Here is a 24,492-nt window from a genome sequence, read left to right as displayed (position 1 = left end):
CTCTGAACAACTCAAAAGAGAATTGCAAGCCTTGATATAGGGCTCTATCCTGCCGATAGACTTGTCTATGCATACTGGAACAACTCAAAAGAGAATTGCAAGGGACAAGAAGCAAGCGGCCAGGCTCTTCGCGTTCCTCGAAGCTGTATGAACAACTCAAAAGAGAATTGCAAGGATTCGATTTTGCGATCTCGACGACGCCACCGCCAGCGAGCGAGAACAACTCAAAAGAGAATTGCAAGGCATCTCAGTCTTCACATAGTTGATACTGCCGAACAGGACGAAGGAACAACTCAAAAGAGAATTGCAAGGGTCCAACTGGTTCACTCCGTTGTAGTAGTACTTCCAGCGTGCCAGAACAACTCAAAAGAGAATTGCAAGGCGAAAGCGTTATTGCCACCACCGCCTTGCGCGCCTACAATCAAGAACAACTCAAAAGAGAATTGCAAGTCCTGGGGCCGAGGCGTAGCAGGAGCCGGTAGATGCGGTGATGCTTGGAACAACTCAAAAGAGAATTGCAAGTGTTCTTTTGTTGATCGCAGCTCCCAATGATTGTGATTTGATTAATGAACAACTCAAAAGAGAATTGCAAGACGTACAATGAATGCGTGATTTTGGGGGAAAACCGAGCCATGTGAGAACAACTCAAAAGAGAATTGCAAGTAAAGGCATATCTCAGCAATGTAACGCTCTCCGAGGAGGGAACAACTCAAAAGAGAATTGCAAGACTCTTCGCCCTCCTAGTCCTCGACGACCCATAGCACCACGCGAACAACTCAAAAGAGAATTGCAAGATTTCTTCCATCACAATCAACGTTTTCCTCACTGCCACCTCTCTTGAACAACTCAAAAGAGAATTGCAAGACATCTGCATGCCGATCACCTCACTTCACAATCTCCACCAGAACAACTCAAAAGAGAATTGCAAGGCTGCCATTGCTGTAGCAGTACTGAACATCATCGGTATAATGGAACAACTCAAAAGAGAATTGCAAGATCCCCTCCTGGTGCTAGGCAGTCGGGTTTAAGCAGTAGGTCACCGTACCTGGGAACAACTCAAAAGAGAATTGCAAGATATCAATAGTTGGTGGTAGGTCGTTGAGGTAGCGCAGGTTTGGAACAACTCAAAAGAGAATTGCAAGTCAACGGCTTCGCACTCCTCTAGCAGCTGCTCTATCTCATCTGAACAACTCAAAAGAGAATTGCAAGATATCAATAGTTGGTGGTAGGTCGTTGAGGTAGCGCAGGTTTGGAACAACTCAAAAGAGAATTGCAAGTCAACGGCTTCGCACTCCTCTAGCAGCTGCTCTATCTCATCTGAACAACTCAAAAGAGAATTGCAAGATACGAATTTACATTTTCTACTCATACCTCTCACCTCCGAACAACTCAAAAGAGAATTGCAAGCACCACAGCACTCCATGTGGGTGCCGAAGACCCTAGAGCAACTGCTGGAACAACTCAAAAGAGAATTGCAAGTTCTAATGCCCTGGCCCCTGAGCCTACGGGAGGAGGACATAGGAACAACTCAAAAGAGAATTGCAAGACTAGTCGTAAAGAGGAAGGTAAGCAGGGAGGAGTGGATGAACAACTCAAAAGAGAATTGCAAGTCTTTATACCTGCCAGGGCCTCACCGCCCAGCAGCCTCTCCACCTGAACAACTCAAAAGAGAATTGCAAGTCTTTCGGTATGCAGAGTTGCACTATTACTTGCTGCCTTGTCACCACTGAACAACTCAAAAGAGAATTGCAAGAGAAGTGAGCAGGTGGGAGAACCTTCCCACCAAACGGCAAAAATGAACAACTCAAAAGAGAATTGCAAGACAATCATGTACCGTAGTTTTCCTCGACGCCCGTACCTCACTCGTGAACAACTCAAAAGAGAATTGCAAGGCGTTTGGCTACGAGGGCGGCAGCACGATAACCATGTTCGCCAGGGAACAACTCAAAAGAGAATTGCAAGATGACACCTATTGCTATTGCCTCCAGCGGGTCGTCCTTATCCTCCCTGAACAACTCAAAAGAGAATTGCAAGTCTCCTTCGACAATTCATACTCTATGATCTGCAGCAGGCGCTCGAACAACTCAAAAGAGAATTGCAAGATGTTTTTCTTATAGCGATTTCTCTTTTGACATAGCCTAGAACAACTCAAAAGAGAATTGCAAGAACGGAGGCACTAGGATAGAGGTCCGTGCCGAGTCCTGGAGCGGGCGAACAACTCAAAAGAGAATTGTAAGAGCTTTGGCATATAGATATGGCATCTGACTGGGAGGAACCATTGCTTGCCATTGCTACTTAATGTTAGGAAGTGTCGGCGATAGAATTATGTCGTTTAGGTAATCCCTGGCTAACTTGTCGAGCTTACGGCATAGCCTGGTAGCTAGGATCGTAGGCTTGTGGTTGTGCAGGTATGCTAGTAAGCGCTCTGGTATGGCCTTGGCGGGTGGCTCCTGGCGTAGTTGACCAGTAATCTTAGAAGCTGTTCTCGATGGTGGAGCAGGGGGTTGTTCCTCCCGCTATTCGTCCCGGTTGTCCTCGTAATACTTCCGGGGCCTCCTTCTCGAATTCTTTTTAGCTCGTGCACTAGGATACGCGTCCATGTTTACGTAGACTTCACTGTTCTCTGGGCCGAGCCTTCTGTAAGCAATAGCATTCATTGGTTTTGAAGCCTTCTTGCCCATGGGCATTCTGATAAACACTCGGACGGCGATAGAGTAGTTAGAGGATTCTCTCAGGGCTAACACGGAGCTGGTAGCGGAGAGCCATGAAAAATCGCTCGGGCTCAGGAGGCTTCACAAGTCCTCCACGCCATGGCCTCTTCCTGCAGCTTCCTCGGTTTCCTTGGGGGTATAGACTTGGCTAGCTTCTTGGCATAAAATGGCAGGCCATGATCTTGGTGGCTGTTCTCGTGGCAAGGGTATAGTTTTAGGCTGTTCTGCACTCTAGCAGTTTTGCCACCAGCTTGCCGACGGTCTCTACGTTGAAGCGTACGCTTGTACCGAGCTTATCGGCGCCGAGTATGCCTGCTGTAGCGTAGGTTAGGGCTGCAACATCTCCAAGCCACGGAGTGACTGGCAGGCCGAGCTTAGCCCTCAGCAGCTCATAGAGCCAGTCTATCTCCCTATAGTTCTCAGCTAGGAGGAGTGTGGCCGCCACTACCAGTGTAGCTAGTGCCTGCCTATCCCCCTCATCCAGGCTAGGACATGTTAGCAGGCTGCTCAGCGCCCTGTAGAGCCTTTTGAACCTCTCAGTATTGTAGCATGTGTCCAGCAGGAACCCCATAAAGTTTATCTCCCCGATGAGTTCGGCGAGCACGACATGACAGTTGTCCTGGCAGCGCTTGTCTCTGCCGCACAGCTGGCCGCAGTCGAGATCGTCATAAAGTGTTTTGGACAGTTTTTCAACGAGCTTCTTCACATGCTCCACCTTGGAGGCCAGCTCCGCCCCCGGCTCGGGGCAGCCCAGATCTCCCTTCCCGAGCTTGCTGAGAAGCCCCTCAAGAGCCCTTCTCACGGCCGCGTGCGTCCTTCTATCCTTAACTATCCTCCTCATACTTTCCTTCAGGCGTTTCAGCGAAACCCTGCAGACGCTACCGGGCTCCGTCTCTATAGTCTCGCCGGACAAGCGGGCCTCGCTGAGAAGCCGGTTCCACACGTCTCCCACAATGCTGACCTGGGCTTCAACTTTCTCTACATGCCTTGGGGATAGGAGTTTTGCGAGGTTTTCAAGCCCCCCGCTCAGACTCAAGAAGGCTCACCACGCACTTCTACGGCCTAAAGAGCTTACTCGTCGGTGCATCGTAGGCTCTCAAGAAAGTCTAATGGTAAGGGTGCTATTGTGCCCCAGCCTAGCTGGCTATAGGAGCCTACGCCACTAACATACCAGGACTCCCAGTCTGCCACTCGCTCTGCGATGATCCCCCAGCCTGGCATTATGGCTGCACAATACTTCCTCTTGCCCCCAGCCCACCTCCCCTGGTGCCAGCTGCAGTGGCTGTAGCCTAGGCCTATGGCGGAGAACCTCACCCTCCCACCCTCCGGCACCAGCCTCCCTCTAGGGCATGGCTTGAGACCCATCACCTTCTCCACGAGACATTTTTCAAGCAGCTCCCTGGGAGACCCTAGCGCCTCCCTACACTCCTCCGGCATGGTGTCGCGGCAGAGGAGTATGGGTGTTGCTATGTGCCAGTAGTAGCAGTCTCCACCAGCTCTCTCCAGGACTGCCTTTAGTAACTCTGTGAGCGGCTGGCTGTTTAGGACGTGTAGCCGGTGGGGCCTCTGTTCGCCACCTAGAACAACGATAGCACCGTCCACTCTTTCTGCGGTGCCGCACTCTCCGTGGACCTCAACGAGAACCCCATACCTCTTAACGTGGGGGAGCTCGAACCTCTCTGCTACCCTCTTGGCTGTAGCTGTAAGGTCTACGGAGAGTAGCGTGTAGATGTAGCCTTCCAGGGCGCTCCTCGAAAGACTATCCAACGCTATACCCACGCTCTGAAGCTGCGCCACACCAACTATTCCAGCCTTGCCGCTATCGTCGATGCAGATGAGGCTATTCTCCGTATGGTACATACAGGCCACACGCGAGCCACCACCCTCAACATAGTAGAAGGGGCCCCTCAGCCTCGCCCCCCGGCAGAGCTTCTCCTCCAAAGTCCCAGCCACGCTGCAGTAGGGGTAGCTGCTACCCCTGCACTCGTCCCTGCAGAGGTTGCCGCCAAGAGCCGTTATGGCAGCTGCCGCAACAGCACCAGCCATCGTTGATGGTAGTGGTAGCGGCGAGGAACGAGAGTAGGCCTGCGGCCCCCTCAGCGAGGGGCCAAACGCGCCCTGCCACTTGTAGTTCCCGAAGCTCAGAGGCTCGAAAAGCAGTGAGAATCCTTTCACGAGGAGGCTCACCTCCTCCCAGATGATATTGTGTAGGCTGCAAGGACTATCTGCCAGGGCAGGGGTGCAAGACATGCAAGCTTGCTGAACCCGTTAAGCCTCTTCTCGGCCTCCTCGACTCTTAGCTGGCCACATTCAAGAGCTTCTAGAAGCTTAGCTGGCGCCGGCGCCACCATAGCGACCTCCTTGAGAAGCTTAGTTATGTATTCAATTTTCCTCCTATGTCTCTCCGGCGTGTTCCGCCTGATAATCATTTCCAGCAGGGATTCCGCAATCCTTTGCAGGTCGGTGCTTCCGGTGAGTACGATTTTCCGGGCTATACGCATGGCTAGCGGGCACTCCCTCTCGAAGTCGCTGTAGAGACTTCTTGAGATAACGCGGTCCTCTTCTTCGACCTTCGAAGCTAAATCGAGGCTGAGAGCCAGCGTCCACCCCACCGGCTCCGGCTCCTCAGGCTTCCTGCCCGCAGCCCCCCAAGTGATTACCTTCTCCTTGCCTGCGCCAGGCTTCATGTTGGGTAGCGCTACAGCACCCAACTCTACGCCAGCTATACTGGACACCCTCCCGTAGGCTAGGAAGGTTGCATCCTTAGACACTGTGGTGCCGTGTGGACTTGTGAAGGCAATTACATCCTTGTACTCTTCAAGGTCGCCAGCGCTCCTCCAAGCCGCCATGAATGGGTCGCGGTAGTGGACAATGTAGATGCCATAGCTCCTACCGTAGGCAACCGGGGCGGGGTACACTGCCCCTATAGGTGTGCGGTGGAAGCCCCTGCCAGCCCACAGTAGTCCCCAGTAGTTCTTCCTGGTGTAGAGCGCTATGAGTGCTGGCACAAAGCCCGTGTCCGCCCTTATACTGTCCTTGATATGCGTGGCCCTGGTAGCATAGCCCTTTATGAGATTCTCTAGTCTACCTTTGCTTATGTAGCCCGGCGCGAGAGCCGCGACATCGTCGCCGCCAGCATACACTGGGAAGCCGCCAAGCATTGCCACTATCTCGGCGTCGTAAAGGGCGGTAATCATCTGCCCCCTAGACAGGGCCATATAGTATGTTGGTGTAACCAGCGTGGCAGGCTTTGGCAGAGCCTTGCAGCCCTTCTTGCAGCCTGAGCTGGGGGTTTCCGGCTTCATTTCCTCCATGAGGTCTACGAGTAATGTGGCGATCTCAGAGTATACGGGGGCCAGGCGGCTTCGCGCCCCTTCATCCCTAATGGCTTTCAGCATCTCCTCAACATAGTCTCTGGAGCTCTTAAAGTCTAAGACGCCCTTGATAATCCTGCTGCCAAAGTAGTCGCCATCACCCCTCACAATAGCATAGTAGCGCCCTGCAACACCATCAGCTCTACTATAGAGCTTCGCTAGAAGGCTGCATACCTCCCTAGCCTTCTCCTGCACCTCACTGCCAACCCTTTCCTCCCTCTTCTCCCGGATTTTTGCCACACTCTTAGCGAGATGGCTTGCGCAGCGCTGTTCGCTGGCCAGTATGCCTGCTATGAGCATGTGTGGGAACTCCTCACCAAACTCGCCCAGGAGCTTATCGTAGATAGCCTCTAGGAGCCCTAGTATCTCCTTGGCCTTCTGGCCTGCCTTCGTGTACGCGTAGCGCTCCACGATCTCAGACACATACTTACCCCTATACTCACAGGCATTTCTGCCATTATCGTCTTTGCAGAAGAAGCTTCGAAGCTCGGCGGCCAGCTGCTCATCCTTGCTTAGAGCGTCGACTATCGCTAAAAGCTTATCCATAGCAGCAAGCTCATCTGTCGACGGGGGCCTCGTGTAGAGCTGCCGGGGGTTCAGTGAGTAGTAGAGATTAAGTCCGTTCATAATCCTCCTAATGGCATCACTTGTCGAGACGAGCCTCCTCACCAGACAGTAGGGGCAGAGACTCTCACCCTCAGAGAACAATACCACGGGAACCCCAAGCCTTTCCGCGAACTCTCTGACCTTCGCTGCATCCGCTAGATGTACTATGGCTGGGAGCCTACCGCACATGCTACACTCGTGGAACTCAGGCTTCAAAGGCTTAGAAGTGGCCTCCTCCAGGCTTTCAGCTATCGCGAATCCCGCATCTATGCTCACGCTCTTAGCGTACTCCCGCTCCTCAGCCTCCGGTAGGGCCCTCGTGAACAGCCATGTGAAGAGAAGCTTCTGTGCAGCCTCCTCCACTCGTAGGCTGCTAAGCTTCCCTTTCTTCTCTCTAAGCCAGCCTAGGAGCCTATCATATTCATCCTCTATGTTGATAACAACTATACGCAGCTGCATCGGGGGATTATTTCTCGAAGCCTCCAGGTACTCTCTAACAGCCTCCGGGCTCAGATCCGTAACTCCTAGATCGACTATGGTCTCGGCGAACTTCTCAATATTACATCCTCTCCCCACCCTTGCCGACTCTATCGCTGCACACCATACCTTTCTCCACCCCTCCCAGAACCTCCCAATGAAGTATTTGCGCAGCTTTTCCCCGTCGCAGCTCCTCAGCGCCTCAAGAAGCTTAAAGACGTCATCGCTGACGGTCTTCAGCTTCTCTGCCTCCAAGCGCAGTCTCTCGTAGTCGTCCTCGTCGATGCAGGGTAGGGCTAGGAAGATGGTGCCAGGTATTACGGGCTGGTTGGCAGCCCCCTTCCAGAGGTAAGCCCTCTCCACTTTATCCTCCACAAACCGTACAAGCCCGCTGTACTCGCTCCCTGCCAGTCTGAGTTCCTCGAGCACCGTTGCCATGAAGAAGGGGTTCGCAGGGTTGTAGGGCGACAACACTATGTCGCCGCCCAGAAGCATAACAGCCTCCGAAACAGTGAACCAGGCGAGCGCCGATACAAGCCACGAGCCAGCCCAGAGGTCGCGAGTCTTCCTCGAGGCGGATATGAAGCCCTGAATACCAGCCACATCAACCTTTACAAGAAAGCCACCGGGCTTACCACCACCTGGGTAGAGCCAGTTGACCATAGCCGCGGTAGCATAGACATGGTCGAACACTGTGTGCGTGGGAGTCCTAGTATCAGCCAACGGTATACAAGCTCTACACACCTCATACCATAAGGGCTCTAGGAGCAGGTAGAACAGGTTGTAGAGCAGCGGGTAAGGAAGCTCTCTCGCATCACCGTAGAGCTGCTTAAGCTTCATAACATACCTGCACACAACTCCCGCATCTATACTCCTCATCGATTCTGGCATCTTAAACCGCGGGTCTAGAGGGTTAGCATAAGCCACATCGCCAACGTCAACCTTAACGTCTCTAGCCTCCCTATGCTTATAGGTTAGCACCCAGCGGTCAAGGCTAGCCGCAAGCTTGTCAGCCTCAGCAACAACTCCTTTCTCGTCCAGGATAAGCTTCTCAATTATCGGGGCGTCGCGCAAGCCATCCAGTATAGCTACTGCCGCCGCAGCAGCATCAAGCTGATGAGCATCAGCTTCAATAGTATATGTTTTCATCTTCTTCATAAGCTCTTCGCACTCCTCTACCTTCACCAGCTCACCTGCAGGAGCCGACTTACCCGCAACCTTGGCCAGAACTCTCCCTACAGTACCTGTTTTGCCGGGAAAGGCTGAAGCTACAATCCAGGGCTTCCAGGCCGGGTCGTGGAGTAGAGCTGCAAGCTTCACCATGTGAAGCCTAGACATCGGCCCGCCACCCCCCGGGTAAGCTCACGCTCTAAAGAAGTGTCACGTGGTTGAACGCTTATGGGGTGTTTCACGCTTCTTCCATACAAGCCTGCCCGGTTTGCGCCTCTGAACGGTGGGCCTCTGCACCCTGTGCACCTCAACGCTTTCAAGGTCGAAGATGCCGTAGCCCTTTCCGGTTCGAGCGCCTACACCCTCGGCGAGCGATGAGAGGAGTATGAAGCTGAGCAGCCCACAAGGATCAACACTACCATTTAAGCCTATGCAGCTGGTAATATCTCTCAGCATATCGGCTTCGACGAGGCCTACTGCGGCCACTATCCGGAATGGAACACCCTCAGCCACAACGAGATACGGTACCGGGTTCGGCTGGGCTTCAAACTCGTCTCTTACAGGCTCGCCGCCCCTATAGTAGTGGGGTGTTACTACATCAAAGTCGAGGAGGCCACAGCCAGTTTTGCCCCGCCCACGCCCAACAGGGTATGCGTCAGCAACGAAGACCATGCCCGCGCTTGGCACAGTATTCCTGGGGTCAACCTCTGAGCCCAGCTTCTCTACAGCCCAGCTCTTCTCATCGCGGGTGAACGGCTCGCGGCCTATACCCGTTAAGGCTAGTATCCTCTCGATACAACGCCTCTTATCCTGCTCGCTAAGCTTGTAGTTGCTGAGGACTGTGTGGACTAGCCAGCTCCTAATCAGCCCCTTAATGCTCGACGCAGGAATGTATGGAAGGTCTAGCAGGTAGTCCCAGGAGAGCCCAACCTCCAGCACTGTGCCTAGAAGACCACTGCTAGCACCCACAATAAGCTTAGACTTCGTCTTAGCAGTAACGTCTACCACACAGTAACCAAGCCTCTCCAACCCCTCAACCAGAGGCTCATAGTAGACTTTACCTATACTAGCGATGGAGCGACAGACACTACTAACATCGATCTCATGCGGGTTCAAAGTCATTTCTAGAATCTTAGATTTCAACCCCTTAAACTCCTCAGCACCCCTACCCCTACTCAATGTGTCCAGTACAAGCTTGCTGAACTTCCAAGCGATACACAGCATCATATTCCTACAGGGCGCCGTCTCAACCATCCCCCTCACCCTAACAGCGTGACAATCCAGTCGAGAGCCGTGAGAAGAGGCTCGAGAACAACATCGGAGGCAGTACGTGCGCCTGGGGTGTCCCTTGGGGCTGCAAGCCCCGCAGGGTCCGGCGGGCATCCCCCATGGCCCAGCCTGCTCTGCTGCAAGGCCTGGGCAACGCTGACCACGTGATATAGTGTTTTGTCATGCTTGCCTACATGCACAAGCCTGGTCATAGCGTCGGCAAAGTCTTCGTAGGAGAGGAAGGGCTGCACAAGTCCGAAGCATTCCCCGCCGCTGCAGGCTACTGTGAAGAATACTGTTGAAAGCCTCCTCGAGGATTTATTCAACTTGGCAATCCTGCCTAGATTGGGGCCGCACCTTTCACCTGTATAAGCGTGCTCAGCAATATAATACCCTGTGTTTTGGGCTCCTCGCGGTAGACCTAGAGGCCAAGTATGATATGCAACCCCTTCCCTCCTGAGCTGCTGTGGGCCATGATACAACTTCCATGTCGATTTAAGTGTGGCTTTCCCTACAGCACTTAGAGCAGTTATAATATCACCTACCTCTACAGTATTATCTATGCAGCCATGGGGACGGCTTTCAATCCGGCCGCCTAGCTCTGCTGTTGCGTAGGGGCAGGGATGCTTTATCCTCCCTATAGCTCCCTTAAGCGCTACGTAGGCTATACTCGTAGCGAAGAGGGGCACTCTACTCCTCCTAACCAGCTGAACCGCCTTATGCCATCCATCCTCTCCAGCCACGTCATCGATCTTCGATGAGGGCACAGGTACCCCTTTCAACTCCCGAGCGAGCATTAGAAGGGTCTTGCCAGCCTCCATGTAGACACTCTTCATATCCTCAACAGAGTTCACTACTTTTGTAAAGCTTTCAAGCACATCATCAACAAGGTCTTTATTATTGACATTAATCTCGTACTTCTTAAGGGCAAACCTTCCAAAACCTCTTGATGTTGCCTTACCCAAGCCTATGAAGGCTAGAGTGAACACTATAACGAGTACTGCAAAGCTAGCCTCGAGAGAATCGACATTAGCTCCTTTACGGGCATAGATGGTTACAGTTAGTTCGATTCCTTCTCGTAAAGGCTGCATCTCGTATATGTCAATGAACTTTTTTATACCCTGTAGTGTAAGCCGTATACGCGGAATTGTAAGGAGTAGAGCCAACTCATCGGGTACTAATGACCCATTCCTTGTCACCTTTAGATAACGCTCGTAGTCTGACCATATTCTCCTCTCAAAAGGTGGCAGATTCAGCTTGTGTCTCAGCCTTGTAAAACCGTCAACCTCTATGAGCTGCACTATACTCTTGGCATTTAGACTCGCTCTCCTGGCAGCCTCTTCCAAGGCCTGCACGGTGCTGGCATCAAAGTAGCTTCTCACGCTGTTGGGCGAGTATGATAGGACTATGCGTAGCTTCGAGGCTGTGCTTGTGGTCCCGAATATCCTAGCATTCAACGACTCGACATCTGCGTAGGAGTTAACTGGCTTCCCAGTCAACACCTGGAGGGTAGCCTCAACGGTTCTAAGGAGCCATCTGACCCTCCCGATAACCTGCTTGGAGTCGGGGAGGAAGGGGCCGATACAGTATCTCCTGGTAATACACCGGTAGGTGCGGCCTCCGAGGGGGCCTCCAGGCCATAAAGGTGTAAAGCTCACAAAGCTGAGTGTAGCGAGGGGCTTTGGTCTTATGAAGCTGGGCATTGCAGAGCACCTCATGTTTTCTTCTCCGGGTATAGTGCCGACGCTAGCTTCTTCAGCTCGTTAACGTAGGCCTGCACAAGCTTCTCCACAGTGACACCCTTCTTTTGCACTGTCTCCAGGCAGCCGACAAGGCTGGAGCCAATCCTGGCTATGCTGTCAACGCTGCAGCCGGCTCTTTCGGCAGCGTAGACCAGTACTAGTGCGAGCACGTGAGGGTAGCCTCCACCCTCCCCCGAAGTCTTCCTGCACAACTTCCTCCTCTCATCCCCCTCTAACCTCTGTTCAGTCAGTACCTTGACAGTTAGCTCGTAGGCATCCTGATCAGCCTTCTCGCTGAGCTTGGAGAGGTAGAAGGTTAGCGCAGGCACAAGGCCAGACTGAAGTATCAGCTGGGGGAAGTCCTTGAGCCTCCTGCTGATAGCATCGGCCCTAGGCTCGCCCTTGTCGCTGCATGCGTCTCGGAGGTTCTTGTCAAACCTTCTCATGGCTTCAAGCGCGGCTTCAACCGGGTCGTTGGGCAGTATGTTACGGCTCAACACCGTCACCCCGCCTTAGCGGCCTTACTGTTGGCCCTGAGGTAGAGCTATGGTGAACTTTATGAGGCCCCGTCCTACGGTCTCCTTGCCCCCTATTATCGCGTAGAAAACGTTGTTTGTTTTCTTCAGCTTTTCGGCAAGCTTCGTAATGAGATTCTTAAGATCTCCACTATCCTTAATCACACCGCTTTCAATACCGTTAACATGTTTGCAGTAGGTGTTCTTCTTTGGTAGTGCTGCTATGAAGCCGCTGAGGAATATTGTGCCCTGCGGTATGTACTCTTCAGTCCACAGCCCGCCCTCGGCAACGGTTTTGGTGTCGAGTCTCAGCCGCACCCTCGTAACCCTAATGAGGCCCTTCTCAACGTAGAGTGGGCCTACAGCGTCAGAGACGACGATCATCCTGGACTGTATGTCGCCCGCCAGGCCTCCAAGCTTGGCTACAAAAGATAGGTCTTCGCAGTTGCCTAGCTTTTTCTTTACGTTCAGTTCGTCAGTGCCAACATAGACTTTCCTATCATCTACACAGCCTGCAGCCTCGCCCTCCCCCAGCTCCTGCTTAGCAATGTTCTCAAGCAGTTTCATGAGCTTGTTGTACTCTCCACTAGTGCCTATAGCCTCCATAACTGAGTATGCGCGTCTCGCCAGGTAAGGTGTCGTAATATAGAGGTAGCCGTGGCTCAGGCTGGGCACCGGGAAGAAGAGCGGCACTAGGTCAAGCACGCTCAGGACGGAGGATGCGGCCTCCGCCGCCTCAGGCTCGTGGCCGAAGAGGCAGCAGCACAGTGCGCAGTCCTCATCCTTATCATTACATTTTATCCTGCCCCTATCGTCGAAGCATTTGTCGCCAGCCTGCTTAGCACACTCAGCCTTCAACGCGCCCTTAACACTTGAAGCGTAAACCATAGGGTAGCCCATGGGGTCACGCTGGACTGGAAGGTCGACAGCACCGGGAGCCCTGCCCACGCCGGGATGCAGGGGTGTCACAGCATAGCCCAAAACCAGGAAGCCAGCCAGAGGCCTACCATTACCAGCCTGTTGCGCCATTCACATTCAGCCCTCGCTCGTAGAGAGGAAGGGGGTATTAGGCAGAGTGCCAGGAGTGGGTTGCCGAGGCGGCAAGTTTTAACCTTTACTTAACAATTTATCTCCATCACAAGAGGACGTATCCCAGCACACTAACAGCCCCAGAAGCCTACTTACTTTATGATACCGTTAGACTTCCCAGGAGGGGGTTTCGACGTGGCCGCTGTGGCTGTTTCCCTGGAGGAACTGTTCCCTAGGTTCCGGACTGCCGCTAGGCTGGCTGAGAGGGTGCATCAGGAGGACCTTATGCTGTTCACCGAGGAGGCTCACCGCCTGCTGCTCCAGGGTGATGTGCGGGATGCGACTGAGAAGGCGTGGGCAGCTTACAAGAGCCTGGTAGGCCTTATTATTTGCAAGGTGGCGAGTTAAAAGTCGTAGAGGAAAATGTGAAGAGAACCTGGGAGCAGGAAGGGAGCAGAAGAAGCCGCGAGGGAGCTAGAATGGTGAATTCGAACCGGGCTACCGGTACCCTCGGCAAAGCAGAAGCTTGAAGAGCTTACACGCCTCGCAGCGGAGGCGGTAAGAGATGCTGAGGTCTACAGAAACCTATTTGCAATAATACTCCGCGTCTGGTTTACCACAGCCCCGACATAGTAGTGCTAAGCGAGGAAAGTATGGGAGAGTCGATAGCAGACCTAATAGACTGGATGAAAAGGAAAGCCAAGCAACACCAGCTACTCAAAAAACACAATCAACATAGCAGATTCTACCCATCCAAGCCCAGACCATCATCACAAACATCAGCACAGGGAGAAAGACCAGACCCACACAACAACCGTTAACAGCCAATAACCAGCCTTCGACTATAACCCCCATTTAAGCATTCTCATGGAATATGTTCCGCAAAAAGACCGGACACAGCTCAGCCACAATATCTCTTTTGGGTTATTCGGCGTCGATGAGGAGACGGCAGAGCAGTCGGCAAGATACTATGCCTTACAATTCTCTTTTTGAGTGTTTCTTGAGAGGGAGGGTTAGGCTCGTCTTACTCTCAGGCCTAAGCCCGGCACACCCCACACAGTAGCATGCCTACTCGGACGGCAAGGCTACACAATAGGCAAGCACGTCATCATAGCCGCAAGCAGCCAAGCAGCAAGAGAGGCAGCAGCAATATTCACGAGCTGCTCCTGCCCAGCAACCAGTAGATCCCCAAGGGTGAGGGTCGAGGTGAGAATACTGCCCTTCAATGACGTAGACGGCCCCCCAACACCTGAATCTTCTGAGGAAGCTGCTAGCAAACCTGCTCGACACAGTCACAATACTAGAGGTGGGCGGAGGACGAAAACTAGTGGCAGTAGCGGCAGCAATAGAAGCATTCAGCCACGGCACGGCAATAGTAGCAGCTACTACCCGACTAGGTATACGAGCAGCTATGCAAAACGCAAAGCCCATGCAGCAAACCCACACCACACAAAGCCAAGCTGCTAAGGCTGGTATAGCGCTGGCAGCCCCGCGCGGGGCCCAGGGCTATGAGAGGCGAAATCCTAGCGGTCGCCCCATGGGGGGATCCTGCGGGTTGGACCTACACAAGGTACCGACTTAAAGCTGGCGGAAAAACTGTTGAGGTAGAATCTTTCACCGGGCTGGCAGCAGTAGCCAAGGCTTACCCTGAAGCCCGCATACTGATAGTGGCCGCCGACACCCTAGCAGACCCCGCCTTCACCCTTACAGGCTACGAGGACGTTATAGACTCTGCTAGGAGGTATGTGAAGAATTACCTCTGCCAGCTCCAAGGCAAGGCTGAGGTACACATACTCCCAGGAGTGATAGCCCAGAAGCACCGGGTCTTCAGGGGCAAGCCGACAGACTACTATTACAAGCTCCTAGACACCCTCATAAAACCAGCATGGGAGGGAGAAACCGTCAAGGCGATAGTACTAGATTTAACCCACGGGATAAACTACATGCCCTCAACAGCCCTCAAAGCAGTCGAGGAAGTTGCAGCCCTACACGCCCTAGCAGCATCACTAAAACACTCCAAAGCAGAAACCGTAAAGGTCGAAGTCTACAATAGCGACCCCATAATACTCCCAGCCGACGAGCGGAAAAAACTGGCCAGAAACCGCCAATATCCCTGCAAACCAGCAGCAAGCATTGAACCCCCCACAGCAACCATACACCTCATAATGGCGAGGCGCTACACAACACTAGACCTAATCTCAAACATAGACAGTCTAATCAACACAGCAGAAAAGACGCCCGTAAAACCGACAAGCAGAGAATGCACCATAGGCCGCGACGAGAAACAAGAGCTTGATGAAGCAGTAGACGAGGCACTTAAACTACTCAAAATGTTGAGATACGGCCTCATACCCCAACTAGTTTACTACACAGCAAAATACGCTGCAAAGCTGCTCGAAAAACTCAAACAAGCATACAACACTACAGAGAAGCTATGGCATGAAGGAATAACCGTAAAGAAGACACCGGAAAAACTAGAGGTCACAAGATGCCGCCAGCTCACAGAAGCATATAAGACAATCCTCTACACCTATACAATAGCAAAAATCCTTGAGGAAGAACTAATAGACACAACCACCCCAACACTAAACCAGGCGGAAAAGCTCAGAGAAACACTAAGACACACGGCAATAATAGAATCCATACAAAGCAGGGAGATAAGCAAGCTCAAAAAGAAGCTCAAAGCCAACCTAATCCCAACAGAGTGGACACCCCTAGCAACAGTATATCAAATGCAACAACAGGAATGCAAGGACAAAAGCATCCTCACAAGAGACCTACTAGCACACGGAGGCTGGCACACAGACATAATAGAAGTCAAGAAACAAGACAACACAGTAGCATTCAAAGTAAAAGAAGAATATAAATGCCAAAACAGGAACATATGGCAAATAATAGAAGAACTCGGAACATAAAATACAGCAAGACGTCTAACACGCTATACCAGAGTACATAAAACTCATCACTCTTTTCAACACCTATTGCATACCCATCAGTTATATAGAACTTTTATGCTGTTTCTACAATCTTTTAGCTTTCAACTTCCAATTTTGAATCATCAGCGTGATACTCCTCAAACGCCTACCTTAGTGGCACACCGTTATCTTCCAATTTCTCATTCTATTCCTTCGTAATAACCATGGCATAGTAATGGTATATTAAGTCTTTTAGAGTTTCATGCAACTCTATTCATTTTCATGCGCACATGTTCTAACAAAACTCCACCACTCCAAGGATGAGCACACTGGAGAGGGACATAACAAATATAGCCATAAAGGTGGAGGTATAGTGGGCAACAGAACCCACCGTGCATAGCCTACTATACCTTTACAATTCTCTTACAATTCTCTTTGAGTTGTTGCTACACGAATAGTGATTCCAGATAATAGTGCCGCCTCGACCGGGAATCAGAGCCACGTCAGCGGAAGCCCCCAACACAGTTGGCGGTAGACCGTGTCGCCAGGAGCATTATGCATCGGCTCTGGAAAAGGTATGTATGATGCGTACTCTGCATGTTGTGCTGTTACACTAGCTTGTAAATGCTGTGCTGAGAAATATCCTTCCTGCGGCACGTTATACGCACAGGCCTTAACCTTGGAGGATGGATCTACCGTGGGGAGGGTTTAGGCTGTCAAAGAAGCTGTAGCATGGTGCATGTATGTGTCGTGGATGCATGGTGTGAGGGAGGCTCTAAAGTGTATTATGCTGAGCTGGCCTAGGGCGGTGGTGCTAGCTTTCCTCCTCCTGCTCATCTACTCCGTGGCCGCATTTCTCTACACAGGGTTCAGGGAAGATTGAAGCATAAGCCTCGGCCATGCAGATGCTAGTCCTTGCGGCGTGGTGGATGGGAAGCTCTACATGGTATATGACCGCTGGGCTGGCGACAGCCCCGGGGAGCTGATTGTTGAAGCTAGAAGGACAAGCAATGGGGGCCTCCTAGCCCGTAGGGGCCTCGGCACCAGCGGAATAGTTACGTATAGATGTGTAATGGTTGACGACACACTGTACATCTGGGCCTAGCAGCTGGAACCCGGCTCTAGAGTGTTTTACACACCGCTCCTCTACGTGGTCGATGCTAAGACGTTGGATGTTGAGATTGGAGTCCGCATAGCTCCGCCCGCAGAAATCGATGAGCTCCGGAGCCGGGGACTCCTCCACGGGGGAGGGGGAGGAGGCTGCCGCTGTGGGGATCGCCTAGGACTATACTGCTGGTGGGGCGGCAGGCTCGATAATAGTACCCCCTTTATCCTCTACTGGGTGTACTGCTTCCCCAGCGTCTACTCGTTCCTCCTGAACATAACGCTGAGAGGCAACGTTCTCTATGTAGCCCTTGAGGAGTACAACCTGACAAGCAGCATTCCGGTAGAAAGGGTAGCTAGAACATTCACAATCGACGATGAGGCAGCTAGCGCGATAGCCTACATGTTTAGGGTGGAATCCGAGGAGATAGTAGACCTCAGATCGCCCGACGTCAGGGTAGATGGAGGCAAGGTCGTTGTATAGTTTCCGCGGAGTAGTAAGGGGCTAGTAGCACCGCATAACAATAGACCTATCCTCTAAGACGATAGAGCTGGAGAAAACCATGCCCCAAAGCCATGGAGGGCTGGAGGAGCAGCTCGGCGTGGAGATTCGCGGCGAACAGGTAGACTAGCCCCTCTCGAGAGACAGGAACAGCTGAGCGATACAGGCTAGAATCGGGGTTTAGGCCAGGGCTCCCTTATCTCGTAGACACGTAATACCAGGGGCACTGGGAGGTATAGTCCTCCACGGCCTAGCCCTTGCACTGGCATCTTTCCTCCAGCCTAGCCACCCGTTCCTCAAGCTCTTCTATGCGGCGCCGCAGGTCCTCTATAGCCTCGACCAGCGCGTCTAGGTCTCCGTGGAGCGTTGTTGAGACGGGCCTCCTAACCTCTCGTCTCGAGAGGCCGCGGACCGCGGGTGCCACTACATAGTAGTGGCCCTCCTCGCCCCGGGCTACGAGGCCCCGGTTGCGGAGCCTGGCCAGCGCCGCCCTCACGCGCTGTAGGGGTTCGCCGAGCGCGTCGGCGATCTCTCTCGGACTGCTGCCGGGGTGCTCCCGCAGGTAGCTCAGCAGCCTCTCCTCGAGGTCGCGCTGCGACAACCTTCCCGGCAACCTCCCCTGCATGCCGGGTCTATGCTTGACCCGGGGGTGGGCCCCGTCCTTTTTACTGGGAGGAGCTGGTGCAGGTATATGGTTGTAGCTGGCTCCCCGTGCTGCTGTAGCGTTCCATGTGGGGCTGGGTGGCTTGCCCCCTGGGTTGGCCCTGGAGGGTTCATCCTCGTCTTGCCCTGCGACCGTGAAGCAGCTATAGCTGCTCTCGACGCGGCCATCGCGGCCGCGAAGAGGACGATTTTCATCCAGGTGGCTGTATCGGCTGCTGTTATAGCGTTTTCGCTCGCAGCACTGGCGTGGATCAACGTGCCCTTTGGCGGCTTCTTCCTACTCCCACTCCTCGCCGTGGCAGTAATGGCAGCCCTCATACCCGTAATGGGCTACGCCCAGGTTTCGCCGTGGCTACGGTACCTCCGGCAGCTCCGCGACGGCCTAGAAGCCGGGGCGATACACGTCGAGGACGTCTGTGGCCAGCCGCTAACACCCACCGGCTGGGGCTGGCGGCGCAGAACATAGAGGGAACATGGACGCTGCGGCCTAAACGCTACGCCCTATGGGAGGCAGCCACAACCTACAACCCGACGGACAGTTCTCCCTCCACGCTAGACAATGCGGAGTGGCTGGGCTGGGGCTTCAGCCAACCCGGCTTACGCCATCAGCGCCCCTCCTCGGCGCCTCGGTCCGGGGTTCGCTTCCGGCGCGATCATCACAGCCGGTATACTGGATACCCAGGGCTGGAGGATAAGCCTTAAGCTGGTGCTACACACTCTCCGTGCCGCCTCCAGCCCAGCTCATCAGCCCTTTGGTGGCTTCTCTAGTAGCTCCAGTACTATGTCGTGGAAGTCTGTCACTTTTTCCGGCCTCCGTGGAGGCTCTACGTTGAGGCTCCAGTAGCCGTATGGGCTGTGCTCATGCAGTCTTGAATCGTAGCCATGGTCGCTCACAACGAGTATGGCTACCCGCCCACCTTTCTTGCCCGCCAGCTCCGCTATCATCTTCTCCACCCTGCCGTAGATGCTCCGGAGCACAGTCATGAGCTTAAGGCTGTCAGGCCTATAGATGAGGTGGTGGGCCTCGTCGATTACCGAGGTGTAGTAGAGTACCAGGTCGTACTCGTCGAGCATCCTAGCGGCCTCGTGGAAATCTTTCTCAGCCCTATCGAGCATGTCGTAGAGGAACCTTATCCTCTCCCCGTAGTCTGCATCGAACAGTTTCGTCAGCCCAACGCGGTGCTGCGCAAAGGTTGGGTCTCTGAGGGAGGGGAACTCCTTGAACCAGACTCTGTACCCCATCTTCTCCGCTTTCGCCACGAAAGTGTGCTCAACAAGCTCACCGGGCATAGTCTCGTACTTCTCTGCGGCTGCCCCAGCTCTCTCGAAGCTGTATAGCCCCAGCTTCACGAGGAGCCTTCTGATGCCGAGGCTGCGGTAGCCTAGGAGGCGAACCCTCAGCTTGTAGAACAGCCTTAGTAGCGGCGGGTAGGCCTGGGCGTCCCTCTCAACCCTCTGCCTCGAATAGGAGAATCCTAGCTCGTAGCTGGGCCTGCCGAGGAGGAATGAGGCCCAGATAAACGGGGTGTAGAGGGGCTCACCAGGTCTCACAGCGACTGTTACATCGTGCCTCCCATAGTAGCGCTGCATTAGGCCGCGAAGCCTCCACCTTACGACCAGCTCGTATTCAAGCCCGTCGATGCCCGCTATGAACACCTTCAAATCCTAGCTCACCACTGTATAGGATTGTCCCGCACGGTTTTTTGAAGGAGTCGCCCTAATAGGGTGTACAGGCTTGCTCTCCTTCCGGAGGTGTGCTGTTTTTGCGCGGGCTTATGGACTGGCTTACCATACTGTTGCTATTGGTATTCATGCTTGCTATGATGTGGAGCGTGTCTATCAGCGTGCCGGGGCACATGCCTGGACCTGGTTGGATAGGCACCGAGCCCATGCCGGTCGATAACATCACTGTGGTGCCGGTTGCGGGGGAGCATCTAGGGCTCTGCAGGGCTGGCGCGATGACGCTAAGCGCTGGCGTTACGGTGGCTAGTAACGATACTATCCTCATACACTACTCTGTTGGGCTGCCCAACCCCTGCTACAGCCTGAACAAGCTCAGTGCTTGGCCGCGCTGGGTGAACGATACGCTTGTCGTGGCGGTTGAGGCCAACTATATGTCGCCACCGCCGCATGCCGTGTGTATCCAGGTACTGCCACCGCCCACAACCAGCATTATAGCTGTGCAGCTGCCGGACGAACTTCTCCACGCCCAGGAGGTGCCGGTTGTTGTTGAGCTTAGAGCGCTAGACTCCAACACCGGCATCCTCCACGTCTGCAGCGTTAAGGGCGTCGTCAAGATATCCTCCTAGCTCGAGCATTTTTAGGCGCCAGCAAGGCCCGCTCCTCAACGCTTGGCTTTTCGGGTAGCACGTAGGCGACGGCTCCGAGCCTCTCCACGAGGCTTAGCGCTCGTGCTATGAGCCTTCTCGCGTAGCCTTGGGCCCTCCGGGGATCCTCCCACCGTACCACATCGGTGCTATAGGCTACCGGCTGCTCAAGAATGAATACGACCACCCTCCACCCCGAGAGTACCGCCTCGGCGAGCTCTTCGAGCTCCTTAGGGTAGGGTACCCCGTCGGCCTCCATATATGCTAGCGGTGCTTCGACACCGTAGTCGAGTATCACCGTGTCCGTGTCAGCCTCGACGCACTCGTGGAGCCGGCGGAGCTGGTAGCCAAGAAACATGTACTCTATCAGCTCTCGCGGCGCACGGTACCACTCCCCGAAGAGCCTGGATAGGACGGGTGCTATGCCCCGGACGGCATCCCAGACTACACAGGTTTTACGGCCACGCCTTTCGAGGAGCTCGGCGAGGAGCCTGGATAGAGTGGTCTTCCCTATCCCGGGCCCGCCCTCGAACACTATGAGTAGCCGGTCCGCCACGCTGCCCAGGATTGGTTAGAGGCCCCGGCCCGCCGGGGCTTGATAAGCACTACTACCCGGCACGGTTCAACACTATCTTCACAGCGCTCGCCGAGCCCGACAATCGTATCCTCAGCCTCCTCTCACCATCCTCCTCCCGGTATCCCAGCGCCCCCCGCACAGTCCTGCCGTCAGCCACGAGCTTCACAGCCGACGAGTAGTCGAGCCTGGTCGGCTCCAAGCTAATGGCAGTGCCCCGCGGCAGGCTCGCCTCAAGCCTCACCGCCGAAGCGCTAGCATCGATCTCCGCTAGGGCCTCACCCCGCCACGGCTCAAACCTGGCCTTCACACTAGCCGATGTCGCCTTGCCGATTAGCTTTAGTACGGGCTGGCTAGACGATGGAGCTATCTCGACATCAGCGCTGAGGGCCGATGCGCTACACGAGGCCTCGAGCCCTGCCACGGCAAGCCCATGGGCCTTCACAGCTGCTGCCTTCGCCTCTATGGTGAGGCGCGGCCTCCAGCTGGGTGGCACGTCTATCTCGAGCCTCGCATCCCTAACTCCCTCTGGGCATGAGACAAGCACCGCGCCACCCTTCCTAGATACTACAGTCTGTGCTTTGCTGCCACGCCTACCGTAGAGCCTCACCACAAGCTTATCACCAGCGCTAGACTGAACCTTGACGGCGCAGCCCCTAGCTTCTAGGCGCAGTTCCTCAGCATCACCGGGATCTACACTCTCCTCCAGGAGTAGCACTGTACGCTTAGGCGCTTGGAGCCACGACGCTATCCCCGCGAGCTTCTCCAGGAAACCACGACGCACCGGGGGCTCCAAACCATCATAGTAGCGTATCTCCTCGTAGTCCCTAGCCTTAGCCTCCAGCATGGGGGCAAGCTTCCGCGGCGCAATAATAGTATCCACATCCTCTATAGACTCCACGAGCTTGTCAAACCTCTCCGGCTCAACATCACTTGCTATGACCAGCTTGTCAACATCACGTATAACTATCCTTGCGTGCTTGGACTCCGCGTAGTCCAGATGCCTCCCCGTGAGCCACAGCTCGTAGCTACCACCATACACTATCCCGTCCCATCCACCCTGTTCACGTGTTGAAAGCCGGCCCTCACCCATTAATGCCAAGAGAACCTCGTACGCTCTACGGCCAAGACCTGTTAGCCTGTAGCTGCCCTCCCCCATTTTCTCCACGATGCCCTGCAGCCTGCGCAGGTGGAAGGCAAACGTGCCCGAATCATTTACGCCACACTCCTGCATCAGCTCGGCATAGCTTGCCTCCTCCTTCTCGCCAAGAACCCTTACTATACAGCGCCGCGTCGGATGGGAAAGCGCCTGGAGAATCGTGTCCAGCTCCTCGCCCACCCAGGCCACCAGGAGGAGGCTAGCGCTATTGCACCCGTATAGCGTTTATGTGGAGCCCCGTCTAGCGCAGGAGAGGTGTCACATGTGGAGCCTACTCAACAAACGAGACGCCTAACCGGTATACTAGGAGTATAACAAGGAGGCTATGCTCCGGGATATCCCATGGCGTCCGGCTGTGCTGCCCGGGCTAGGCCTACCCTCTAACCGTGTTGTACTCACAGCTCTGGCACGGCGGCCTGGCTGGCTGCCCTGGCGGCTCCTGGGAAGCGAGCTCGTCGGCTATTGGGAGTATTTCCTTTTCGAACAGCTCGGCTAGCTCTAGAGGGTCGTGCTTCTCCCGGAGCACGGTATTGCCGGCATAGTCCTTGAAGACAAGCTCTGCTGTCTCGAGAGGCCAGCGGTCCACGAGCATCCAGGCGTAGGCCGCTAGCTGTGCTAGTGCTGCCCGGTAGCCCTGCCGGCGAGCCTTCACGAGCCACGGCTTCCCTGTCGTCTTCAGCTCCACCACTTTCACACCGCCGTCGTCCCAGGCTATCTCGTCGGGAACCCCTATCACCACGTAGCTGCGGTGCGACGGCCTGCGGGCTATGAGGGGCCACTCCTCCCTACGGAAGTACTCGACGATATCGCTTGCCGTCCTGTAGCGCGCGAGCTGCTCCTCAAAGCTCTCCGGGTCTATGAGGCCGAGGCAGGGTATGAGCCCATCACTGTGTAGCCTGCGCAGCGCCTTGCCACGCTCCTCCAAGAGCAGCCTTGCTAAGCGGTACTCGGAGGCCTCGAGGATCACGTCAGCCAGCTGCTCTCCATGCACAAGCTTGCCCCTTATAATCCGGGGGTTAGCCTTCTTGCCCAGCTCCGCTGCCCAGAGCAGCGCGAGGCCATCCAGAGCCTCATCTGTGAGGTTGTCCAGGCGCAGCCAGCCAGTGTTAAAGAGGGTGGTTGCATGCCATGCCTTCACCTTGCACCAGTGCCAGGAGCCTATAGCACTGGCAGGCACAACTGGCGGCGCAGCCTCCCGGGCAAGCCTGCCAACGAGCAGTACGCCGCTGTGCTGGCAGGCTCTCAACCGCATCCACCACGGCCCGGACTCCGGCAAGAGAGGCAATGCGGGGCTCGAGGCCGACCGCTTTACGCCACAGGCCCCCACCGATACCATGGGGGCCTCGGCACTAAGCCTCCTCTTCACCGCCTAGTAGCTATCTCTACACCAGGGATATTCTTGTATATAACTCTCCGTGCAACATCAATAGCGTCATTGGCAGCTAGCTCGGTAAAATCATAGGATCACAACACCCATTAGCACCCCTAGAGCTACATGAGCCTCGGGACTCTACAAATGGCTGTATACACATACCCTAGAGAAGCCGCTATCCAAGCCGCAACGGGAGCCTTACAGGCTATGCTAGCGCTAGGCTACTCGAGACCCTACTAGAGGCTCTGCTTGCTCTCCAATTTCTCGATGAAGGCTACACCAGCCTAGGGCCAGTCGTGCTGGGCTGCATAGGATTAAGTAAATATACCTCAGACTATTAATACCAAACTTCCACAGTATAGTGGGGGCTAGGGCCATGGCTGAAGAGGATAGAGAGCTCGAAGAGATACTAGAGAATCTGGCCAGGAGAATAGCGCAGCAAAGAGTCAGCCAGTCCGCAGAGGCTGTAGAGGCGAGAGAGCCAGTAACATACATCACAAGCTACGGGCTGTTCAGGGAGATAATATGCCGTAACCCCCTAGTAGTAGCAATATTCACCAGCCCGACATGCCCAGCATGCAGCGTGTACAAGCCCATATTCTACCGGTACGCAGCAGAAACCTCCAAGAAGCTAGGCAGGAGAATAGTATTCGCAGAAGTAGACGTCTACTACGCGCCCGAAGCAGCATACGAAGCAGGCGTAATGGCCACACCAACAACAGTAATATTCAAGAAGTGCAGGCCAGTAGACGGCTTCACCGGAATAGCAGACGAGGAAACACTACACCAAATAGTACTACAGCACATAGCCAAAGGCTAGCCAGTAACCACAAACCGCGAGAGAACACTATGGAGACTACCCATAACAAAAGCTGTAGCCACCCCTTATCCTGCCGTGGCTAAGCCCGTAGGGTTCGCCTCCGTGGTACCCAACCCCTCAGACATAGCCGTAAGAGAGCTGAGAAGAGCCGAAGAGGATCTTG

20 protein-coding genes and 1 CRISPR repeat array (1 of these 21 only partly in view) are annotated in these 24,492 nt (G+C 54.4%); of the genes, 7 read left to right on the top strand and 13 right to left on the bottom strand.

The window, feature by feature from the left end:
* Nucleotides 1–2,237: a CRISPR direct-repeat array (repeat unit 25 nt; unit sequence GAACAACTCAAAAGAGAATTGCAAG); it reaches 946 nt to the left of the window's first position.
* A 279-nt stretch (nucleotides 2,238–2,516) separates the two neighbouring features.
* The 8 genes from HBUT_RS09505 to cmr4 all read right to left on the bottom strand — a co-directional run bounded on the left by HBUT_RS09505 (nucleotide 2,517) and on the right by cmr4 (nucleotide 12,893).
* Nucleotides 2,517–2,687: a hypothetical protein gene (locus tag HBUT_RS09505; RefSeq protein WP_153801380.1), complete on the bottom strand. Its 171-nt coding sequence runs from the start codon at nucleotides 2,685–2,687 to the stop codon at nucleotides 2,517–2,519.
* A 238-nt stretch (nucleotides 2,688–2,925) separates the two neighbouring features.
* Entirely contained in the window at nucleotides 2,926–3,747 is an 822-nt protein-coding gene (locus HBUT_RS03745) for a hypothetical protein (protein WP_011821889.1), read from the bottom strand.
* Between the two features lie 35 nt (nucleotides 3,748–3,782).
* Nucleotides 3,783–4,886: a hypothetical protein gene (locus tag HBUT_RS03740; RefSeq protein ID WP_194840498.1), complete on the bottom strand. Its 1,104-nt coding sequence runs from the start codon at nucleotides 4,884–4,886 to the stop codon at nucleotides 3,783–3,785.
* 8 nt (nucleotides 4,887–4,894) lie between these two features.
* Nucleotides 4,895–8,506, bottom strand: coding sequence for a type III-B CRISPR-associated protein Cas10/Cmr2 (gene cas10 / locus HBUT_RS03735; RefSeq protein ID WP_011821887.1), 3,612 nt, complete (start codon nucleotides 8,504–8,506; stop codon nucleotides 4,895–4,897).
* 42 nt (nucleotides 8,507–8,548) lie between these two features.
* Nucleotides 8,549–9,592: a type III-B CRISPR module RAMP protein Cmr6 gene (gene cmr6, locus HBUT_RS03730; protein WP_011821886.1), complete on the bottom strand. Its 1,044-nt coding sequence runs from the start codon at nucleotides 9,590–9,592 to the stop codon at nucleotides 8,549–8,551.
* Nucleotides 9,593–9,597: 5 nt separating this feature from the next.
* A complete protein-coding gene (locus HBUT_RS09710; protein ID WP_011821885.1) occupies nucleotides 9,598–11,310 on the bottom strand; it encodes a hypothetical protein in 1,713 nt (570 codons plus the stop codon).
* Nucleotides 11,311–11,321: 11 nt separating this feature from the next.
* Entirely contained in the window at nucleotides 11,322–11,846 is a 525-nt protein-coding gene (cmr5, locus tag HBUT_RS03720; protein ID WP_011821884.1) for a type III-B CRISPR module-associated protein Cmr5, read from the bottom strand.
* A 24-nt stretch (nucleotides 11,847–11,870) separates the two neighbouring features.
* On the bottom strand, nucleotides 11,871–12,893 hold the full coding sequence (gene cmr4, locus HBUT_RS03715; protein ID WP_011821883.1) for a type III-B CRISPR module RAMP protein Cmr4: 1,023 nt from the start codon (nucleotides 12,891–12,893) through the stop codon (nucleotides 11,871–11,873).
* Between the two features lie 195 nt (nucleotides 12,894–13,088).
* On the opposite strand from cmr4, the gene HBUT_RS03710 reads away from it, so the two are divergent.
* From HBUT_RS03710 to HBUT_RS03695, 4 genes are all read left to right on the top strand, one after another.
* Complete coding sequence (locus HBUT_RS03710) at nucleotides 13,089–13,301, top strand: PaREP1 family protein (RefSeq protein ID WP_048061440.1); 213 nt, start codon at nucleotides 13,089–13,091, stop codon at nucleotides 13,299–13,301.
* A gap of 1,100 nt (nucleotides 13,302–14,401) precedes the next feature.
* On the top strand, nucleotides 14,402–15,808 hold the full coding sequence (gene csx1, locus HBUT_RS03705; RefSeq protein ID WP_011821882.1) for a CRISPR-associated CARF protein Csx1: 1,407 nt from the start codon (nucleotides 14,402–14,404) through the stop codon (nucleotides 15,806–15,808).
* Between the two features lie 922 nt (nucleotides 15,809–16,730).
* Nucleotides 16,731–16,913 carry a hypothetical protein gene (locus HBUT_RS03700; RefSeq protein ID WP_048061439.1) on the top strand — a complete coding sequence of 61 codons (183 nt, stop codon included), beginning with the start codon at nucleotides 16,731–16,733 and terminating at the stop codon, nucleotides 16,911–16,913.
* 21 nt (nucleotides 16,914–16,934) lie between these two features.
* Nucleotides 16,935–17,396 carry a hypothetical protein gene (locus HBUT_RS03695; RefSeq protein ID WP_011821881.1) on the top strand — a complete coding sequence of 154 codons (462 nt, stop codon included), beginning with the start codon at nucleotides 16,935–16,937 and terminating at the stop codon, nucleotides 17,394–17,396.
* Nucleotides 17,397–17,664: 268 nt separating this feature from the next.
* Here HBUT_RS03695 and HBUT_RS03690 read toward each other — a convergent pair whose 3' ends face one another.
* Nucleotides 17,665–18,015, bottom strand: a complete 351-nt coding sequence (locus tag HBUT_RS03690; protein ID WP_011821880.1) for a BlaI/MecI/CopY family transcriptional regulator — start codon at nucleotides 18,013–18,015, stop codon at nucleotides 17,665–17,667.
* Nucleotides 18,016–18,198: 183 nt separating this feature from the next.
* Between HBUT_RS03690 and HBUT_RS03685 the strand changes: the two genes are divergently transcribed.
* Nucleotides 18,199–18,543, top strand: coding sequence for a hypothetical protein (locus HBUT_RS03685; RefSeq protein ID WP_011821879.1), 345 nt, complete (start codon nucleotides 18,199–18,201; stop codon nucleotides 18,541–18,543).
* Nucleotides 18,544–18,821: 278 nt separating this feature from the next.
* On the opposite strand, the gene HBUT_RS03680 is transcribed toward HBUT_RS03685, so the two are convergent.
* Nucleotides 18,822–19,733, bottom strand: a complete 912-nt coding sequence (locus HBUT_RS03680) for an alkaline phosphatase family protein (protein ID WP_228546788.1) — start codon at nucleotides 19,731–19,733, stop codon at nucleotides 18,822–18,824.
* A 107-nt stretch (nucleotides 19,734–19,840) separates the two neighbouring features.
* Between HBUT_RS03680 and HBUT_RS03675 the strand changes: the two genes are divergently transcribed.
* Nucleotides 19,841–20,386: a hypothetical protein gene (locus HBUT_RS03675; RefSeq protein WP_048061437.1), complete on the top strand. Its 546-nt coding sequence runs from the start codon at nucleotides 19,841–19,843 to the stop codon at nucleotides 20,384–20,386.
* Here the strand turns inward: HBUT_RS03675 and HBUT_RS03670 are convergent.
* The 3 genes from HBUT_RS03670 to HBUT_RS03660 all read right to left on the bottom strand — a co-directional run bounded on the left by HBUT_RS03670 (nucleotide 20,370) and on the right by HBUT_RS03660 (nucleotide 23,383).
* Nucleotides 20,370–20,960, bottom strand: a complete 591-nt coding sequence (locus HBUT_RS03670; protein WP_011821876.1) for an ATP/GTP-binding protein — start codon at nucleotides 20,958–20,960, stop codon at nucleotides 20,370–20,372. The genes HBUT_RS03675 and HBUT_RS03670 overlap by 17 nt on opposite strands.
* 52 nt (nucleotides 20,961–21,012) lie before the next feature.
* Nucleotides 21,013–22,317 (bottom strand): winged helix-turn-helix domain-containing protein, encoded by a 1,305-nt coding sequence (locus HBUT_RS03665; RefSeq protein WP_011821875.1) that lies wholly within the window; start codon nucleotides 22,315–22,317, stop codon nucleotides 21,013–21,015.
* Between the two features lie 193 nt (nucleotides 22,318–22,510).
* The gene (locus tag HBUT_RS03660) at nucleotides 22,511–23,383 is read right to left on the bottom strand and encodes a PD-(D/E)XK nuclease family protein (RefSeq protein ID WP_011821874.1); all 873 of its coding nucleotides are present in this window, start codon (nucleotides 23,381–23,383) and stop codon (nucleotides 22,511–22,513) included.
* A 502-nt stretch (nucleotides 23,384–23,885) separates the two neighbouring features.
* Here HBUT_RS03660 and HBUT_RS03655 point away from each other — a divergent pair.
* Nucleotides 23,886–24,329, top strand: a complete 444-nt coding sequence (locus HBUT_RS03655; RefSeq protein WP_011821873.1) for a thioredoxin family protein — start codon at nucleotides 23,886–23,888, stop codon at nucleotides 24,327–24,329.
* Nucleotides 24,330–24,492: the final 163 nt, after the last annotated feature.

The organism is Hyperthermus butylicus DSM 5456, from assembly GCF_000015145.1.
Classification (GTDB): domain Archaea; phylum Thermoproteota; class Thermoprotei_A; order Sulfolobales; family Pyrodictiaceae; genus Hyperthermus; species Hyperthermus butylicus.
Note: the sequence above shows the minus strand (reverse complement) of the source record. Positions and strands in the feature narration are given on the sequence as shown.

Excerpts from the sequence above, each read along its gene's own strand:
- cmr4 (WP_011821883.1), bottom strand. The coding sequence starts at position 12,893 with ATGGCGCAACAGGCTGGTAATGGTAGGCCTCTGGCTGGCTTCCTGGTT.
- HBUT_RS09505 (WP_153801380.1), bottom strand. The coding sequence starts at position 2,687 with ATGCCCATGGGCAAGAAGGCTTCAAAACCAATGAATGCTATTGCTTAC.
- cas10 (WP_011821887.1), bottom strand. The coding sequence starts at position 8,506 with ATGTCTAGGCTTCACATGGTGAAGCTTGCAGCTCTACTCCACGACCCG.
- cmr6 (WP_011821886.1), bottom strand. The coding sequence starts at position 9,592 with ATGGTTGAGACGGCGCCCTGTAGGAATATGATGCTGTGTATCGCTTGG.
- csx1 (WP_011821882.1), top strand. The coding sequence starts at position 14,402 with ATGAGAGGCGAAATCCTAGCGGTCGCCCCATGGGGGGATCCTGCGGGT.
- HBUT_RS03655 (WP_011821873.1), top strand. The coding sequence starts at position 23,886 with ATGGCTGAAGAGGATAGAGAGCTCGAAGAGATACTAGAGAATCTGGCC.
- HBUT_RS09710 (WP_011821885.1), bottom strand. The coding sequence starts at position 11,310 with ATGCCCAGCTTCATAAGACCAAAGCCCCTCGCTACACTCAGCTTTGTG.